Origin of the sequence: Brenneria rubrifaciens (assembly GCF_005484945.1) — a bacterium.
In the GTDB taxonomy this organism is placed as follows: Bacteria; Pseudomonadota; Gammaproteobacteria; order Enterobacterales; family Enterobacteriaceae; genus Brenneria; species Brenneria rubrifaciens.
On record NZ_CP034035.1, the window covers coordinates 3,301,629 to 3,320,628 of the forward strand.

The window sequence follows — 19,000 nt, forward strand, 5'->3', positions numbered from 1 at the left end:
TCATGGGAACTGAATTAGATTTCTCCATTCTGACACAAGGCGAGTATCCGCGATGGATACTCCAGGGGATTCTCACCACCGCTGAACTGACCGCATTGGCATGGATGATTGCGGTGGTGGTGGGCATCCTGCTCGCCCTGATCCGCATGAGTAATAGCCGTATTGGGGAAATACTGGTGGCCAGCTATGTTGAATACCATCAGAACGTCCCAATGCTGGTGCAGATTTTCCTGTGGTATTTCGGCATTCCCACGCTGCTCCCCGACAGCATACAACAGTGGACGAATGCACATAACAGCGAGTTCCTGTTTGCGTTTATCGCGGTTGGGCTTTGCATGGGTGCGTATGTCTCGGAGGCCCTGCGCGCGGGCATACGCACCATCCCCAAGTCACAACTTGAGGCGTCACGCGCGCTGGGGCTGGGATATATACAGGCTTTCCGATTGGTTGTTCTCCCGCAGGCGGTGCGCGTTGCGCTGCCGACATTGATCAACCACACCGTATTGTTGTTCAAAAACACCAGTCTGGCGATGACGGTCGGCGTCGCGGAGTTAACCTACGTCGCCAGGGAAATCGAAAACCAATCATTTCGTACCGTTGAAATCTATCTGGTGGTTACCGTTTTGTATTTGGCGGTTTCTTTGCTCATTATGTTTACCGGTTCCATGCTTGAGCATCGTTACCGTATTAAAGCGAGGTAGGAATGAGCGATTTACTGCTAATCCTGAAAGATAACTGGCTACTCTTGCTGGTGGGCCAATATCCCCACGGTCCGCTTGGCGGACTGGCGATTACCTTTCTGCTGTCTCTTTTCGGCCTGCTGCTTGCTTTTCCGCTCAGCGTATCGATTGCGCTGGCACGCGTCAGCCCTTTTCGCTGGCTGCGCCTGCCGGCCGCGGTTCTGGTCTATGGCGTGCGCGGCGTACCTTTGATCATGCTGATTTTCTGGGTTTATTTTTTTATTCCTCAGTTGATTGGCCGCTCGGTAAACGGCTTTACCACGATGCTGGTGACGCTGGTCATTTATCAGGCCGCCTATCTTGCCGAGATCATCCGCGCAGGCATCGAAGGTCTGCCTAAAGGACAAACGGAAGCCGCGCGCGCGGTCGGGCTGAGCTATATGCAGACGACCGTGAAAGTCATTCTGCCACAGGCGCTTTATAATATGCTGCCGGCGATGATCAGCCAGTTTGTCTCCACCATTAAAGAAACCTCTTTGGGGTATGTGATCAGCGTTAATGAGCTGACGTTCGCCGCGAATCAAATCAACAGCACGCTGTTGACTAAACCTTTTGAGGTATTTTTCATCCTGACGGTAATGTACTTCGCATTGTGTTTTTCGTTGACGCAATTGGCGCGGTATGTAGAGCGGCGCATTAATAAAAAACGCAACGGCGAAAAAAAGACGATGGCCGCAGCGCTATCCTCTACCGCGACGCCTTGAATCACTCATGAATTCCACACCAGGGGAATCTTATTATGACAAATAACACAACGCGTAAAGTACCGATGATCGACTTTAAGTCCGTCAATAAATGGTATGGGCATTACCATGCGCTGAATGATGTGACGACCCATATATCCAAAGGAGAAGTCGTGGTTGTCTGCGGCCCTTCCGGTTCTGGGAAATCGACGTTGATCCGCACGGTGAATCGTCTGGAGGATATACACCAAGGCTCAATACAATTCGACGGACAGGATATTCACTCGCCGGCGTTGGATTTGAATAAATTCCGCAGCCAGGTCGGGTTTGTTTTCCAAAGTTTTAATCTCTTTCCTCATCTGTCCGTGGCAGAAAATATTATGCTGGCGCCATTAAATGTGCTGAAGAAAAATAAGCGCGAAGCGCGTGAACGCGCCGAAGCGTTGCTCGACAGAGTGGGATTGGCGGCGAAAATAGACGCCTATCCCGGGCAATTTTCGGGAGGCCAGCAGCAACGGGTCGCCATCGCGCGCGCATTGGCGATGGACCCGCCCGCCATGCTATTTGACGAACCCACCAGCGCGCTGGACCCGGAAATGGTGGGAGAAGTGTTGCAGGTTATGAAGGGACTGGCGCGGGAAGGAATGACCATGATGTGCGTCACTCATGAAATGAATTTTGCGCGGGAAGTCGCCGACCGCGTGCTGTTCATGGATAACGGAAGCCTGGTGGAAACCGCCGCGCCAGATGCGTTTTTTTCCAGACCGCAAAGCGAGCGCGCCCGAAAATTTCTCACTGAGCTACGGGCTCATTAGCCGGTGTTGTCCGGCTGGCTGGAAACCCTGGCCCCCAATCCACTCCCGCGTCGGCCCCTTCAATCAGGAAAAGGGAAAGGGCGCTTGCGTTACAGGCGCCCTCCCCACCTTTCGCCATGCCGGAAAATGCGTCAGACGCCTCTCCGATAAAGCACGGCCCGCTGACGGCGTGTCAACGCGTTTTCTCCCTCATTAATTAATTTCCCTCCCCTCTTTTTTCAGTTGACTCACCGCTTTGCTCACTTCGTCACTGGCATTAGCGATGTCCCCTTCCAGAATGAATCCGATCGGCATATCCGGATCCTTCCCGTACTGAAAACGGAGAGTACCTAAATTTTTCAACATGGACATGCTGGCATTGCTGTTTCCGCCTAACACCAGCGTCGGTGAGCTGAACCCCTCCTTTTTACTCAGCAATTGGTAAAACGCGAGGTACTCCATTCGGATATGGTTGCGATCGTTGAACATGTTGACAACATCCTGGTGGCTGACTTTCTTCTCATGGATACCGTCAATCAGGTTCTGCTTGATATCCTCTTTCAAATCCTGTCTGAAAATAAGAAGAATAGGGATTTCTTTCTTCAACTTATCAATCACCCATTTGGCCTCTGGCGTGGTGTCCATCAGCTTTTTTATACGTTGGGCGGTGTCTGGCGCCAGTGAGCTATCCAGCTTCCGGTGTAGAAAATGCGTAAACCCTTCCCGCTTCAGGTCCGGCACCCAGCTATAGTAAGAGCGAGTTCTCGCGACGGACAGGACCCGTTCGCCATTCTGAGCGGCGATATGTTCGTACAGCGCGGTCTTGACCTTGTTGACGGCATCATAACGCTCATCGTTGTTGATGTGCTGCCCGCTGAAATGCTTGTGCATAACCGTCAGTTTTTCCGTGATATCGGGCACATCCTTCAATGCATCCAGAACCTTGCGGCTGGTGTTGTCCGTAAAATGTTTCCCCACAAGTTTGGCCAGACTCGCCACGCGGTCCCCCGTCACCGGTTCGGCATCCTTCATCGTGACATCCAGCCGCTTAGTGGCGGTTTTATCCATGCTGACGCTGAAAGAGGCCGATACCGGCGTGAAAAATGTCACCATTCCATCCTGCGGATCGTCGCTGACGTTATGGATTAGACCGGTAATAGCGGAAGCATGAACATCCACACTCGCTTGATTGAAAAAGCGCACCCGGCTGTCCCGGTGAGAGATGATGGTCTGTCTTTCGCTCTCTTCAGTGGAGCGCTCCCGGTTAACCGAAACCAGTCTCGCTCCGGCGCTCACGCCGCCAGCCACGCGCGCCAGCAATGACGTGCGATCGGCGTCGCTATCCGTCACATTGATGGTGGCCCGGGCCTCCAGAGAAGCGCTAACATCCATACTGAAACTGAGTTTATTCCCCTCCATGACCCGATGGCGGTTCCCCGCGAGCATTAAATCCACCGGAGTCAGAGTGCCTTCAGTCAATTTTTTAACAAACTCAGGCAATTTTTCATCAGGTAAATAGAAGTAAAGGCCGTTTTTTTGTCCCGCGGTAAGCGTTCCACCCAGCGATGCGCTGGCGCGGAGATCAAGCGCTAAATTATGTTCTTCATTTATCTGAACATTCATCTTCTCTTTAATGCTGTCCGAGGTTAAATTCGGTATCAGGCTATGGCCCGTTGATAGGGAAAGCGTACTGCTGGTATTGCCTCTCCTGTCGAATTCGAACAGATACTCCTCACCGGTGCGCGTTACCCAAAGCGAGTGCATGCGGCTAAACCCCATGCCTGCGGAAGGATACAGCGGTAGCGGTATCGCTTTCGGCTCAATCCCATAGGACAAACTGACGTTAACGCCATAATTTCTATCAAAAACAAGCGCTTCTTCATCTTCAAGCGACTGTAATGTGTCGACGAGTTTCGACGCCAACTGCGTCTGATTTTCCGCCTGTAATACCGTACGCGTCGTCATATTGACCCCATGATCCTCCTTGCGGAACCCGTTGAGGAACGCTTTGACCACATCGTAATTGGATTCCAACGCCCGGTTGCTGACGAACCCCATGTCGGTGAACTGCTTAACCGGGTTCTCGCCGTACTCCTGATTCCGCATTTTCAGAACCGTATTCTTTATTTGCGTCACCTGATCCGCATCCGGCGACTTGCCGGACAACAGCTCCGCTTTGTCCACCAACTGCTGAAAATCTTTCAACGTCAGCGTGTCCAGAATCAGGCGGGATTTCAGCAATGAACTCTGATCGTTGGGATCGCGCTGACGCGTCATATCCGTTTTCTGGTGGCTGATGTTGGCTTGTTTATCGACAAAACCGGTCAGCAGCGTCTCCACTTTCTTATAGAGACTGCCGCTGGGGACATCGTCCTTCGGCGCTGGCAGCGCCCTCCATGCATCCAGCAGAGTACGACTTAGGTCGTGCCCGGAACGCTGCGGGTTGAACGCCTGTACCACCGGTTTCAACAAGGATGGCTTAAATTTTTCGTTTAGATCGCCGTTTGACTTGACGATACCCTTCAATTTCCCAATCCGGGTAGCGGCGTTCAGCGCGCTGCTTTCCAGCTCGCCGAGGAAGCGTTGCATCAGCGCCACCACTTCTTTGCCGCCTTCACCCAAATCCAGTTTTTGCAGGCGGGTATGCAGATCTTCCGCAACCTCTTCGTCAATGGGCACCACAGCGATCCTATGGCGAATGCTTCCCGCTTCCAGCTGTTTGAACAGGAGGCTTTGCATCTGATACAGCGGTTTTATCCCTTCACGTCCTTGCCACTGATGCTGAACGGAGTAAGCCAGATTTTTGATCGGCCGGGGCATCTCTAGGGTAGGCGAAAACATATGTGCGCTGACCCGATCGGAAAACTTGCTCTTTACCTTCCGGCTTTCAATGCCGCTCATTCCGCCGACGGTGACCGAGTTCTGCACCGACGTATCGGTTTTTGGGATACGCCTCACTATCATCGATTTCCCCAGCCGGTCATACACTTCATCTTTCGGCAGTTTCGTCGGCAGCGGTAGTTGTGCAGGCTCGGCGCCCTTGAACGGCTGCCACGTATTGCCGATGCGTTGATGGCTGCCATGCTTGCCGCCAGCCACCAGGCGCCCGTCGTCGTCAGTGTGAATATGGGTTATCGGGGCGCCCTCATAACGCAGCGCGACCGGCTGCCAAACGGCCCGCGCCTGCAAATGCGACGGTTGCTGCCATTGATCTTTCGCCAGTGTGAACACGCGGCCTTCCTTGGTTAAGGCAAACAGGTTCTGATCGCGGTCGAGCACGATGTCTTTAACTTCGCCGCGAATGCCGGTCTGAGGCAATGTCTGCGCCGGATGCAGCGACTGATTGGTGTTCGGTTTGGCCTGATGGAAACGGATTTCGCCCTTATCGGACACCACCAGAAACTGGTAGGGATTGATGACTGCCATCGCCACCGCTTTGTCGGGCTTCGCATCCGGCAGCAGTCCTCCTCCGGCGGAGGGCTTGTTGCGCACCTGAGCGAACGAAAACACGTTATCCGTGCCTTCCCTAAAGCCCCCGCTTGTTACCGAAATGCTTACTTTTCTGACCTCGCCCTCCTTCAACACATAAGCCATGCCGTCAACGCCCCGTTTCAACTGATCGAAGCCGCTATCCGCTTTGGCCCAAGCCTGGGTGAGTTTATCGCTGTAGTACAGCGCCCCGTCGTGTAGGGCGACTTTGCCCAAATGTTTCAGGTCGACGGACTCCTGAACGCTGGGCTGCACCTGCATCAGCCCGGACTGGTTGTTGATCACCAGCGTGTCGCTCAGGTTCCAGCCGGCGTGGAATTGCCCTTTTTCGTCCAACGGACTGGTGTGAATTTGTTTGAGATGATCTTTCACCAGCGCATTGAGCTGACCATGCTCATCGTTGGCAAATCCTTCAATTTGATAATGCTTCGGAAACGTTTTTTCCAGTTCCGGCTGCGGCGCTGACGTCAACACCACGTCCTTCTGGCCTGGGGACGGCAGTTCGCCGACGAACAGCGTATTTTCGCTGTCGGTCACATAAATCTGGTTATCCGTTATGCCGAGGGTTTTCGCATCAATCCGATCATCGCCGCGCGCCAACGCCAGTGACGACTCGGCCATCCTTAAGGTCACCGGTATCGGTGCTGACGGCTCTCCCTGCGACGGCGTGATGAAGACCTGTGCGCTGGTGCCGCTGTCCGTCAACACGGCAGTCTGTCCGCGCTTATTTACCGCAAACGTGACGATATCGTCGTTGAATGTTCCGCCGTGCACGTTGTCCGTCAAGTTGACGAGCGTCTTTTTATCCTGCACGGCATACAGCTTGTTATCCGCCTGGGCGGACAGTTTATCGAGCGCGGTATCGCTCTTCTTGATCCACTCGCCCCGCGCTTCGTTCAACGCGTAAAGTTTCCCTTCGTGCAAACGTACCTGTTCCCCTGCGGGGTTCGCCCGCGTCGCAGGATGACGGTAAATGCCGCTCAACAGGGAATTATGCAACCTCCCCGGCAACGCCAGCGTCGATTGCGTCACATTTTGAACATGGTGTTTCTCCCGCACCTGCACGCTGACGCTGGTGCCGTCTTGGGATGGCTCAAGGCGATAGGCGGCTTTACCTTTCTCCGCCAGTGCCAGCGTAGGTTTATCCGCGCCGGGTGCGCTGGAGTGCAGGGCCGTACAGTTTTTTTCCACACTCGTCAGTACAAACAACTTACCCTCGTTGTTCAGCAGCAGATGGCGCCGTTCGTCCTGCTCCCCGCCGAGTGTCGCATGGGCCAAAAAACGCTGATTCTCTTTGCCCAGGGTTTCATTCAGCAACGTCTTCATCGCCGGTGAGGGCGCCTCGTTCACCTTGAGTCGGCCTTTGTTATCCAGGCTCAGCGCCACCTCCTGATTCGGCAGTTGGCGTGACGAAATGTCTTCCGCGATAGTGGGCAGCGACAGTTGAAACCGTTTGTGCATCGGCCCGTCTTGCTTAAAACCTGACGATCTTCCCGTCGAGGTAACCTCATCATTTTGCTGCGCCATCTTGCCTGACTGTTGCGGCGCATCGTCGTCCGGCACTTCAGAGGAGGCCGAACCGCTCGTATTCGCCTGCGCGCCATAAAACTCAACCGGGTCAAACACCTTAGCTGGCTGTTTAGCCTGCCGTTGCTGCATTTCCCGATACAAATGATCAAAGTCTGCGTCTTCGTTGTCCGACTCCTGAACCAATGAATCAGTGGAAAAACGGCTGGGCGAAGAAAGAGGTGAAGCATAGCGGGATGAACCAGAGGACGTGCTGGACTCGATTTCTCCGGCCGGCGAATTTTGCGCGATTTTATTGAGAATAGTTTGCCGCACCTGGGCAAAGTTTTTCTGATAGCGCTGTACATCTTGCGGCGATGAGTGCTCGCCATTAGATGAGTGCTCGCCATTAGATGAGTGCTCGCGATTAACAGATGGGGTTGCGGCGAAGTCACGCAGAATCCCCTTCGGCCAGCCCTGCATCCTGTCAAGCACGGCACGGTTTGAATTCGACTGCCGCACGCCGCCCTGCGGGTCTGTCTGGGCTGGCGCGGGGGACGTTTTTTTCATAAACGGCAAGCGGTGAAATATGCCGCTGAGCTTTCCGCCACGGCCGCGCTGACGCGCCGGCGCGTCTCCCTGTTCGCTGCCTGTAGCCTGGTGGACAGGCGAACGTCTGGCGGTTTGTTCGCTCTTTTCTATCAGCGATCCGGCACCGGCTTTAGGCGTATGCCGAATCCCCTTTTGTTGCAGTTTTGGCGTTGCTGTGGTTTCCGATCCTATTACGACAGGCGTAATAGTGTGCGATGTAGACGTTATATGGCCCTTGCTCCCAAACATAAAATCCCCTATTTATAAATTTAAAATAACAGTTTATTTCTCAAAAAATAAATATTGTCGGGTATAAAACAAGGTCAGATTTATTCAGACTCTTTAGTAAAAACCTTTATTTTTATTATTTCGATATCCTTATCGATTAATTAATATACTTTTTTATTGTTTATTTAGTTAAAAAATAAAACTCAGTGCGTTTTATGCGGCGTTAAACCGAGCAAGCGCATCCCGCAAAAAATCGCCCGCTTCTTTAGCCTGCTGAATAAAGCCCTCGACCAGGGCAGTGAATGTTTGTTCATCCAGCGAATTCACGGTGTATTGGGTGCAGAGACGCAGCGTTTGATAGTCATCCAGCGCCAACCAACAGCCGCGCATAGCGTTCATTTCAAAATTCAGTTGCAAACAGAAACGCGCGTACACCTCGGAGATTTCTTCCGGCAACACCGGCATCTGGCAGTGCAATAACAGGCTATCGCTTTGCGCCGGCATCTCAATCACCGCCGCTTCGCCCCCTTCTTCGTCGCACAACGCGCATATGCCGTTCTTCAGAGAGAGTGAAGTACCATAGCGTTTGGCAAGATGCTGCAACCAGCGTTCAACCTGTCGTTGATAGTGTGTCATTATTGTTTTCTCCTTACCGTTGTTAAAACAGTGAATCAATCCTTCCCCCCAATTCTCTTTTTTTAATTGCTTAATTAAGACCGCGAGAAATAAATTCACCGGCCTGAGCAATTTCTCTGGCGGTCCCTTCTTTTCCCGCTCGCCATTAAAAGAAAATCAGCTTTATATTTTCATAAGGGCTGCCGTCCGCAATGCCATTTTCCTGACACCTGAACGATCTGAAAATATACTCTGTCTTTGGAAGCATTCGATAAAACCGATTACCGTTTAAATATAATTTATTGTTATTGCTGTTAGTCATTAACAATGCTCTGATGCTCAAACGTTTTTGTCGAATACTGCCCGATAAATGGCTTTTAAAAGATTCTTTGACACCCAGCGGGAAAAACGGATCGTTGCCGGTAGCCGCTTAATAATTGGTACTGCGTTTTTTCTGACGCCAGTCGAGTTTCGAACTGCGCGACGACTTCATTTGGCGCGGCGTGTTTTTTATGGTCGTTCTTTACACCTGCCGGCCTTATTGATTGCGGCACAAATACGCTATTTACACTTTCGATAGCCAGTGCCCTTCTAGTGTAAACTATGTCATCAGTTAGTTAAGTAGTGTTAAGAATCTTCTGGTTCCCGTTGTCGAAAAAAAACGACAGGGAAAATCGGTCACTTTGTTCAATGCAGTTCGCTTAAATTGTCCGGCATTGTTTTTTAACGGCTATCTGGCGCACCTTCCCTTAATTTCACCGGAAGATCCATAACGCACCCGATTTTCATGGACGAATTTGTGTACTGCTTCGGCGTGTTTAATGGGGGTTTTCAGCGGATTTCGCTGGAGGCTCAATAGAGAGATTACCCTGTTTAATCACAGCGCTACAGACGTGGGTGGATGTCTATGGAACAAGAGTTGCCGCGGGAAACGAGGCGCGAACCCGCGACCGCAACCCTGGCAAGGTGGCGCTCTGCCGACTGATCTATTCCCGCAGATAACCCGCTCAATTACCCTTCGCTTCCCATGAGAAGCGAGCTTAAGCATGATCAACCCTCAGACGCTCATCGCTCATGTTCAAACGCCCGCAGACGGTGAATGTGTTCAGGCAACGACACGCAGGCCGCCATACCCTGAATCTTCTCCAACAGGTATGCCCGCTTGTCCTGGATATCCGCCCAGGCTTCATCGCTGTGATCCGCCGCCCGGTCACCAGGCAGTTTACGCAGGGACTCATAATCTTTGTGCGACTTCAGTTTGGCTTTCAGGCTATCACGCGTATGGAACTGCACCTCAAAATACCGGTCGCCCGATGACGCCCCGGTGCTGCGCAATTTGACATTGACCCCGGCATAAGTGGTATCCGGCTCCACAAATCCGTTGCGTAACCGCATCGCTTCGAAGCGTTCTCTTTCCAGCAGATTCAGGATAGCCTGCGCCCTGTCTGCGAACTTTTCCGCAGGCAGGATAATTTCGTACCTCAGCGCATCACGGACGGACAAGGCCGTCGACGTTGCCCCCTGAGATCCGGACGCCTGAATCAGGGCGAGTTTGCGGGCGATAGAGGCGGGTTTCTTGAAAATAAACGCCCGCCAGTCTCCCTGTTCATCCCGGCGCAACTGGCCGCCGTGCGCCTGCAACGCCTGAACCAGCCGGGGGGTCACCTCGTGTTCAAGCTGACGCGCTTGTGTGAGGATCGCCTCCACCTGACCCGCCGTGGAAGACGCGCCCGCCGGTTCAGGCGCGGGACGCGGAACCCGCGCCGGCGCGGTAGTGGCCTGCCAGTCATCAATCTCCTCGCACCCCGCCGGAACCGGTACGCGCCGGAAAGCTTGCAGCGCCTCATTCATCCGGGCCTTGACCGTCTCCGATGTCTGGCCCTGACGGGACAGCCGCTGCTGATCCTTGTAAACGTCATGGTAACGCGCCTTGAGCGGGAAGGTTTCCCCGGTATGGAACTGGATCTCCCAGCGCTGCCCGCTCTCCGCCTCCCGCAGGCTGACGTTTATCGACCGGAACGGCATATTCCACCGGGCAAAATAGTTCTTGCGCTGGAGCAACTCATGCCCTTCGTCTTCCAGCGCCACCACGACCTGGCGGTACGCCTCAACAAAAGCGTGGTGCGGCAGCACCACGCTGTAGCGCAGTGCATCGTTGATATGCGCGACAGCCTGCTCCCAATCCTGCCGGTGTCGGGCAAACTGGTCTGTGAGCTTGTCTTCCAGCGAAGACACCGATTTAACGCTGTGTTCAAGCCCCGCCAGATACGCGCCGCCAGGCAGCAACCGTTGCAGTGTATGGGTGATACGCCGCTGCGCCTGCCGTGCCTGACCGTTCAACGCCAGCGCGGTGTTACGCAACGTCTTCGGCGACAGCGTTTGCGCCTGCTCCTGAGCGGTGGGCGGCGCGCTGAGCAGCCCGGCCTTCTGCAACGTCTCCACGGCATCCTCCATCACCGCCGCCGCCAGCGTGGGGATTGACGCCAGCGTGGTTTTCGCCTGTTCGGGGTTAAACCGCCCGTTTCGCACCTCGTACGCCGTCTGTTTGCCGTAGGGGACTTTGCGTATCCGCTCGGCATAATTGCGCTCGGTCATTTCGCACCGATCGATGATTTTACTGAACAGCCCGACACCGGTATCCGATTTCAGGGCATCGGTGCCCACCTTCACCGCCAGGGTAAACAGGTTGCGGATCGTCAGCTCCGGCTCGCCGGGCACCAGTCCCGGCTGACCATGGGGAAACTGTTCATGCGACAACCGGCAAACCGGATAATTGTCCAGCACGGCGTGAATGCGCGAAGGGGCATCCGTCGCCTGCGCGTAAGCCATCGCCAGCCCGGGCATCGCCTGGGCCAGCGCGTCGGACATCGCCGGCGGCCTCTCTTCATCGCCCTCCCCCAGTCGCAACGTCAGATGATGCAGCAGCGCCGCCGCTTCCCGCGCTTCCGGCAAATGCGCCCGGTCAATGGCCGCTCTCGCCTGCCCGCGCAGGTCATTCAGCGCGGGCGCGTCGCGCCCGTCGGCCAGCCACCGCCGCAGACCGTTGCGCAGACTGCGCTCCACGCCGTCATAGACGCCGAACATCATCCCGCGGGCCATCTTCTCACGCAGCGCATCCGGCTGGGCAAGAAACCGTCTGGCGGCGATGCTCGCTTTGCCAAGCAGTTTCCCGCCCAGTTGCTGGTTCATTATCTCCCGGGCCCGCCCGGTATGATAACGGCCCTGCTCGTCAAACGCCGCCGTCGCGGTCTTGGGCGGTTTGAAAGAGACCACCGCGCCGCGCCGCCGCCCGCGCGCCGCCATCACCTCACGGATATGCGCCGCCAGCGCGGGATAGCCCGCATAGACAAACGCCTCGTCGCCATCGGTGTCCATGCTGCGCTTGCGGAGCTCCGGGATGGGCACCGCACCCAACCGGCCCGGCGCCAGGATCTCTTTGACTCTCAGGCTGCCCGTGCAGAGCATCTGCGCCGGCAGTGTGTCCCGCTCACGCCGGGACTTCCAGCGCGACAATATCTTCAGATCTTCCCGCGAACACACCATATCCTGCCCGGCGTGAGCGGGTGACCAGTAGCCGGGCGGCGGAATAATCAGCATCCCTTTGCTGTGCAGCATATCGGCGTCCTCGCCGGAATCCTCGTCAAACCCGGTATAGCTGTACTGGATGGAAAAACACTGGTCAAGAAAACGGGCGGTGCTGTCCCCGTCGGCCGGCGTCACGACCCGGCTGACGGCAATCGGTTGCAGGTTTTCATTGTCATAGGGCGGTTTGCCCAGCAACACATCGCTTTCAGGCCGCTGGAATCCCGGCAGCGTGATGGTCGGCAGGTAGAGCCGCTCATCGGCAGACGGCACCGCGCGTACCCGCCTGCCCTGATAACCGCCGCTGACAATCATCTGATAAAGCGTTAATAAATCAAAATGTTCATTGTTAGCCTGCCATTCAGCCACTCTGTGCTGCATCGCGTCGTGGGCTTCTTCCTGAACGGCCTGACTGCGCGGATAGTGCATCAACGCCTGGGACGGTATGCTGTTCTGCCCCACGACCTGCGATTTCAGCAGCGTATGCTGGGAGGCCGTGGCCTGTCCCGCCCGTGACGCTTCCCAGGCCATCATCATTTCGCGCACCGCGGGGATCTGCCGCGCTACCGTCCATTTCAAAAAACCGCAGCCATCATTGGGGCACAACGCCACGCGCTCGCCGGACGGCCCCGTCAGCCTGAAGGGATGCTGCGGCCCCGGCACATCCGCGCACCACCCCAGACGCAATGTGCCCTCGACAACATGATCCGGCGGCACCATCTCCAACAGGGCGCGCTGGATACGCGACCAGTCCTCACGCTGAGGCGAGAGCTTTTCAACCAGACGCATAAAGTCGCTGCCTGGCACGGTATCCGCGTACCGGACCGCGGGCAACAGCGATTTTTGAGACGTGTTGCCGTCCAGAATATCCTTGACCTTATTTTGCGCCCCTTTATTCAGGCGACTGCCGCCAAACATATCGAAACGCCACGGCTCGCCCTGAAACTGAAAGGTGCGCGCCAGAACGAAAGCGCTGAACTCGCCGGGAAGCTCTACCTCCACCAGCGGCTGCCCCGTCAGCCGTGCATAAAAGGAATAGGGCCGCTGCGTTTCGTCATCATCCGTTTTCACTTGCCGGCCCAGGGTGTCCACGATGATATGACGCGTGGCGCCTGTACCGGGCGCAAGCGCGCCGGGGCGACCGGGGGGCGAGCGCAACTGATGCCTGAGCTGCGCCAGCTCGAAAGTGATGGGCGGATGGCGCGCCACAATAGCCGCCGTCTCCCTGTTAAGCCGCAGATCCAGCGCATCATACAACCCATCGCCCGCTTCGATTTGGGCGATAAGATTCCAGCTCATCTCCTGAAGATCGGCCTGGATCGTTCGCTGCGTACGCGCCGTCATCTCCTGCACCCAACGGGTAAGCGCTTCCTGCCGGGCTTTGGTGGCGTTTCGCTCGCCGTCGACATGCGGGATTTTCCATTGCCGGGCCACCAGACTGTAGGCTTTCAGCACCTGATAAAAGCTGAGCGCGGGACGACGCGTCCCGCAGGCTTCGCCGTCATCCCGCAGATGGAGCGCATTGCCTGACGGCAGCGTCCCTTCACGACGCAGATACCCCTCGATTTTACGCGCCACCACCGGCTGGAGCGCCTCAAGCGTTTTTAGCGCCTGGGGACGATAACGCAGCAGATCCGAACTGCGCGCCAGCGGCAACAGCCCCATACAGAGCGCCGCCACGGACTCCAGCGGCTCATCGCGCATCCTGTTTTCCTGAAGCAGCGTCTCAACTCTCGCCAGCGCCGGCCGGGCCAGCGGGCGGAGCGCGCGCGGCATATGCAGGCTTTCATAGGCTTTAAACAAGACGCCGATCGCACGGGCGCCGGCATCGCCGAAACGCTCCGGGTGCAGCTCCAGATAGACGGAAAGTCCCTCCAGCAGCGTCCGGCATTCGGCGGCCTCCTGCTCGTCATTCCGGCTTATCGTGTGCATGGCATTGGCAATCTGCGACATATCGGAAAGCGCGAATCTTCCCCAGGCGCGGGCGTGCGTGCCCAATGGCGCGGCCAGCAGCCAGGCGGTTTCCCTGGCCTGCGGCTCCAGCGGCCATTTGCTCAGCGCATTCAAGGCCAAGCTTAACTCCTGAGCGCTCAGTTGCCGGCACAGCGCGTCGTCGAGGCCAAGCCGCTCCGCCAGCCCCAGCGCCGCGTCTCTGGCTTGCCGCGACGCCGGCCATTTGCTTAGCGCGTTTAAACTGTTGCTCACATGCTGAGCGCTAAGTTGCTGCCGCAGCACCTCGTCACTGACCAGCCGCTCCGCCAATGCCGACACCGCGTCCAGCGCCTGCGCCGACGCCGGCCATTTGCTCAGCGCGTTTAAGGTCGCGCTCACCTCCTGAGCGTTCATCTGCCGCCGCAGCATGCCGTCTCTGGCGAGCATCTCCGCCAACACCCGCGCCGCGTCTTCGGCCTGCGGCACTTCCGACCATTTGCTCAGCGCGTTCAGGCTATTGCTCATGTTCAACGCATCCATTCGCTCGCGCAGCGCGCTATCCCCAACCAGCCGCTCCGCCAGCGCCAGCCCCGCGTTTCTGGCCTGTGGCGTCTTCGGCCATTTGCTCAGCGCGTTTAAGGTCGCGCTCACTTCCTGAACGTTCATTTGCCGCTGTAGCGCTTCATCGCTGTTCAGCCGCGCCGCCAGCGCCAGCGCCGCGTCTAAGGCTTGCTGCTTCTCCGGCCATTTGCTTAACGCGTTCAGGCTGTTGCTCACGCCCTGCGCATTCATTTGCCGCCGCAGCGCCTCGTCCCCAGCCAGCCGCGCCGCCAGCGCCAGCGCCGCGTCTAAGGCCTGAGGCGCCGCCGGCCATTTACTCAACGCGTTCAGGCTGTTGCTCACATCATGTGCATTCATTTGCCGCCGCAGCACCTCGTCCCCGGCCAGCCGCGCCGCCAATGCCAGCGCCGCCTCCAGCGCCTGCGCCGCTTCCGGCCATTTGCTCAACGCGTTTAAGCTGTTGCTCATATGCTGCGCATTCAGTTGCCGCTGTAGCGCCTCATCCCCGGCCAACTGCTCCGCCAGCCCCAGCGCCGCGTCTGCGGCCTGCGCCGCCGCCGGCCATTTGCTCAACGCGTTCAGGCTGTTGCTGACCTGCTGCGCGTTCAGTTGCCGCCGCAGCGTCCCGTCCCCGGCCAGCCGCGCCGCCAACACCAGCGCCGCGTCTTCGGCCTGCGGTACTTCCGGCCATTTACTCAGCGCGTTTAAGGTCGAACTCACCTCCTGCGCATTCAGTTGCCGCCGCAACGCCTCGTCTCTGACCAGCCGCTCCGCCAGCGCCAGCGCCGCGTCCAGCGCCTGCGCCGCTTCCGGCCATTTACTCAGCGCGGTCAGGCTGTTGCTGACCTGCTGCGCGCTCAGTTGCCGCCTCAACGTCCCGTCGCTGACCAGCCGCCCCGCCAATGCCAGCGCCGCGTCTGCGGCTTGGGGCGCCGCCGGCCATTTGCTCAATGCATTTAAGCTGTTGCTCACATGCTGAGCGCTCATTTGCCGCCGCAGCGCCTCGTCTCTGGCCAGCCGTCCCGCCAATGCCAGCGCCGCGTCTTCGGCTTGCGGCGCCGCCGGCCATTTACTCAGCGCGTTCAGGCTGTTGCTCACATGCTGCGCGGTCATTTGCCGCCGCAGCGCCCCGTCTCTGGCAAGCCGCCCCGCTGCTGCCAGCGCCGCGTCTTCGGCCTGCGGTACTTCCGGCCATTTACTCAGCGCGTTCAGACTGTTGCTCACATCCTGAGCGCTCATTTGCCGCCGCAGCGCCCCGTCTCTGACCAGCCGCGCCGCCAGTGCCTGCGCCGCGTCCAGCGCCTGCGCCGCTTCCGGCCATTTACTCAATGCGTTCAGGCTGTTGCTCACATGCTGAGCGCTCATTTGCCGCCGCAGCGCCTCGTCCCCGGCCAGCCGCCCCGCCAATGCCAGCGCCGCGTCCAGCGCCTGCGCCGCCGCCGGCCATTTGCTCAGCGCGTTCAGGCTGGCGCTCACATCATGCGCATTCATTTGCCGCTGCAACGCCTCGTCTCTGACCAGCCGCCCCGCCAACACCAGCGCCGCCTCGGTCACGGGTGCCGCCGTCGGCCATTTACTCAATGCGTTCAGGCTGGTGCTGACCTGCTGAGCGTTCATTTGCCGCCGCAACGTCTCGTCCCTGGCCAGCCGCGCCGCTACTGCCAGCGCCGCGTCTTCGGCCTGCGGTACTTCCGGCCATTTACTCAGCGCATTCAGGCTGTTGCTGACCTGCTGCGCGCTCAGTTGCCGCCGCAGCGCCCCGTCCCTGACCAGCCGCCCCGCCAATGCCAGCGCCGCCTCCAGCGCCTGCGCCGCTTCCGGCCATTTACTCAGCGCGTTCAGGCTGGTGCTGACATGCTGCGCATTCATTTTCCGCCGCAACATGCCGTCTCTGGCCAGCCGCCCCGCCAATGCCAGCGCCGCGTCTTCGGCTTGCGGCGCCGCCGGCCATTTACTCAGCGCGTTCAGGCTGTTGCTCACATGCTGATCATTCATTTGCCGCTGCATCATGTTGTCTCTGGCCAGCCGCCCCGCCAGCGCCAGCGCCGCGTCTGTGGCCTGCGGCGCCGTCGGCCACTTACTCAACGCATTTAAGGCTCCCCCCACCACCTGAGGCTTCATTTGCCGCCGCAAGCCCTCGTCCCCGGCCAACCTGCCCGCCAGCACCATCGCCGCCTCGCTGATCTGCCTCTGCTGTGGCCATTTGCTCAGCGCGCTTAGGGTACTCCCCAAATTCTGAGCGCTCATTTGCCGCCGCAGCGCCTCATCGCTGACCAGCCGCGCCGCCAGCGCCAGTACCGCCTCCGTCACGCGCGTCGCCGTCGGCCATTTGCTCAGCGCGTTCAGCGTAACGCTCATACTGTATGCATCCAGCTCCAATCGCAGGAACGCATCCCCGGCCAGTCTGTCCGCCAGCGCCAGCACCGACTCCCGCACCTTCGGCGCCGTCGGCCATTTACCAAACGCGTTCAGGGTAACGCTCACGCCCTGTGCATCCATTTCCCGGCGCAGTCCGCCGTCTTTGAAAACTTTCCCGGCCAGCAAGGAAACAAACTCCGACATCACTGGCTCAGCAGGCCACTTGCCAAGGGCATTCAGCCCATCACACAGACTTTCCGCACTCATTTCATCCAGCAGCGACCGGTTCAACCGCATCTCCGCCGCCAGCGCCAGCGTCGCTTGCCTGGCCCACCCCTCGCCCGCCCACTGGCTCAACGCGAGCAAAGCGCGACTGACCTCTTTGCATCCCAAATTTTGTCGCAGATCACGATCCTCGGTGATGGCGTTGCCCAGTACGATGGCCTGATGTTTTATTACCCCGCGCGTCGGCCATTGACTGAAAACATTCAGCATCCCGGTCACATCGGCGGCCTGCATTTTTTGTTTCAGCCGTAAATGCGGATCGGCGATCCGCTCGGCCAGCATGCAGGCCGCCGCCTCCGCCCGGGGGTGTTCAGGCCATTTGCCCAGCGCATTGATAAACATAAGCGTGTCACGCGAACCCAAGACACAGCGCCGATCCTGCAAAGAATCCGCGATAATTCTCAAGGCCGCATCACGGCAGCGCCCGCTGCCCGCATTCTTGGCAAACGAACCGACCAGTTGCGTGCGTGATCTGATGTCCAGCGAACCGATATCACGGACATGCAGCGCCTCGTCCGCAATGCACGCCAGCGCCCGCATAGCGATCTCACTGTCCGGGTATTTCCCCAGATGGCTGGCGATTGACGCGTACTGATGCAGCGGTTCGCCTTTAAACCAGTCGGGATGCAGCACGAAGTAACGCGCGGCCAGTTCCGCACATTCCATAACGCATTGGTGAAACTGATAGGGTTGATGAGGGGGGGCATGAGGCGCGGCCAGCTTCACCAGATACCGCGTGAGCCAATAACTATTCGTTGCGGCATCATTGGCCGACTGCAAAAAAATGAGCGCCCTGCCGGTGTGATTACGCCGGGCAAGTACATTATCTTCTGCCATGGCGAAACAGCGTTCCGGAAACCCGGAATCGCTGTGACGATGAAGTTCATGCCGTTGTTCCTCGCGCTGCGCTTTTAATGTTTGCGCCTCTTGATGTTCGAGATGATGTTCAGGGTAGTCGAGCGCCTCGACCCATCCCGCTTCCGGCATCGGGCGCGACGCGCCAGAAGCGTGCTCTGAATGTAGATGTTCCGACGAGGTTTCCGCCGGACGTTTTCGCGAGGAGCCCGCCTCGCCGCCGGATGATGAACCGGTTTTAGGGTGAGTATTTCCGATAATTTGCGCCCGCAGCCCCGGTTGAAGAAGACGCCCGGACCTGCCCCGGCTACCGGAGGGGTCTGATTGCGCCACGGATTCTCTTTTTACTCTCTTTGCTTCAGGGGGACGAGAGGTTGACTCAGATGCTGGGGAAGCCTTCGCGGTAAACGCGGTGTCGAAATTACGAATTTTCATTGTTCGGGTGAAATAGTGTTCTTATTGCGCCGCCGATTATTAACAGCATTGGGTGCAGCCATTTCAGAGATAGTTCCCTGTGTAACCTGACAAACACCCCAGCCATAAACCGCTCATCGAGACTTAGCAAACAAACCGCCCCCGACTTTGGTGGATGAATTTGTTTACGATTTCGGCGTGGTTGACGGTGGTTTTCAGCGGATTGCGCTGGAGGTGCAACCGCGCGATTACCCTGTTGGATCACCGCGCTACAGGCGTGGGTGGATGTCTATGGATGAGAAATTGGCGCGGGAAACGAGATAAGCGCTGCGTTGTTTTTTGTATTATTTTTTGCTTATATTCAATA

General features: G+C 57.5%; 6 protein-coding genes. 3 read left to right on the top strand and 3 right to left on the bottom strand.

The genetic code is table 11. The features are described from left to right. The first annotated feature begins 2 nt into the window (after nucleotides 1-2). Genes EH207_RS14820 through EH207_RS14830 form a run of 3 tightly spaced genes read left to right on the top strand, consistent with a single transcriptional unit; the run spans nucleotide 3 to nucleotide 2,238 of the window. Nucleotides 3-701 carry an amino acid ABC transporter permease gene (locus EH207_RS14820; RefSeq protein WP_137714694.1) on the top strand — a complete coding sequence of 233 codons (699 nt, stop codon included), beginning with the start codon at nucleotides 3-5 and terminating at the stop codon, nucleotides 699-701. A 2-nt stretch (nucleotides 702-703) separates the two neighbouring features. Next, a complete protein-coding gene (locus tag EH207_RS14825) occupies nucleotides 704-1,444 on the top strand; it encodes an amino acid ABC transporter permease (protein ID WP_137714695.1) in 741 nt (246 codons plus the stop codon). A 35-nt stretch (nucleotides 1,445-1,479) separates the two neighbouring features. Next, complete coding sequence (locus tag EH207_RS14830; protein ID WP_281279131.1) at nucleotides 1,480-2,238, top strand: amino acid ABC transporter ATP-binding protein; 759 nt, start codon at nucleotides 1,480-1,482, stop codon at nucleotides 2,236-2,238. 192 nt (nucleotides 2,239-2,430) lie between these two features. Here the strand turns inward: EH207_RS14830 and EH207_RS14835 are convergent, their stop codons facing one another. The 3 genes from EH207_RS14835 to xopAD form a co-directional block, all read right to left on the bottom strand. Next, on the bottom strand, nucleotides 2,431-8,052 hold the full coding sequence (locus EH207_RS14835) for an AvrE-family type 3 secretion system effector (protein ID WP_137714696.1): 5,622 nt from the start codon (nucleotides 8,050-8,052) through the stop codon (nucleotides 2,431-2,433). Nucleotides 8,053-8,244: 192 nt separating this feature from the next. Then, complete coding sequence (locus EH207_RS14840) at nucleotides 8,245-8,667, bottom strand: type III secretion system chaperone (protein ID WP_137714697.1); 423 nt, start codon at nucleotides 8,665-8,667, stop codon at nucleotides 8,245-8,247. Nucleotides 8,668-9,711: 1,044 nt separating this feature from the next. Continuing rightward, nucleotides 9,712-18,552, bottom strand: a complete 8,841-nt coding sequence (gene xopAD, locus EH207_RS14850; RefSeq protein WP_175413688.1) for a XopAD/skwp family type III secretion system effector — start codon at nucleotides 18,550-18,552, stop codon at nucleotides 9,712-9,714. Nucleotides 18,553-19,000: the final 448 nt, after the last annotated feature.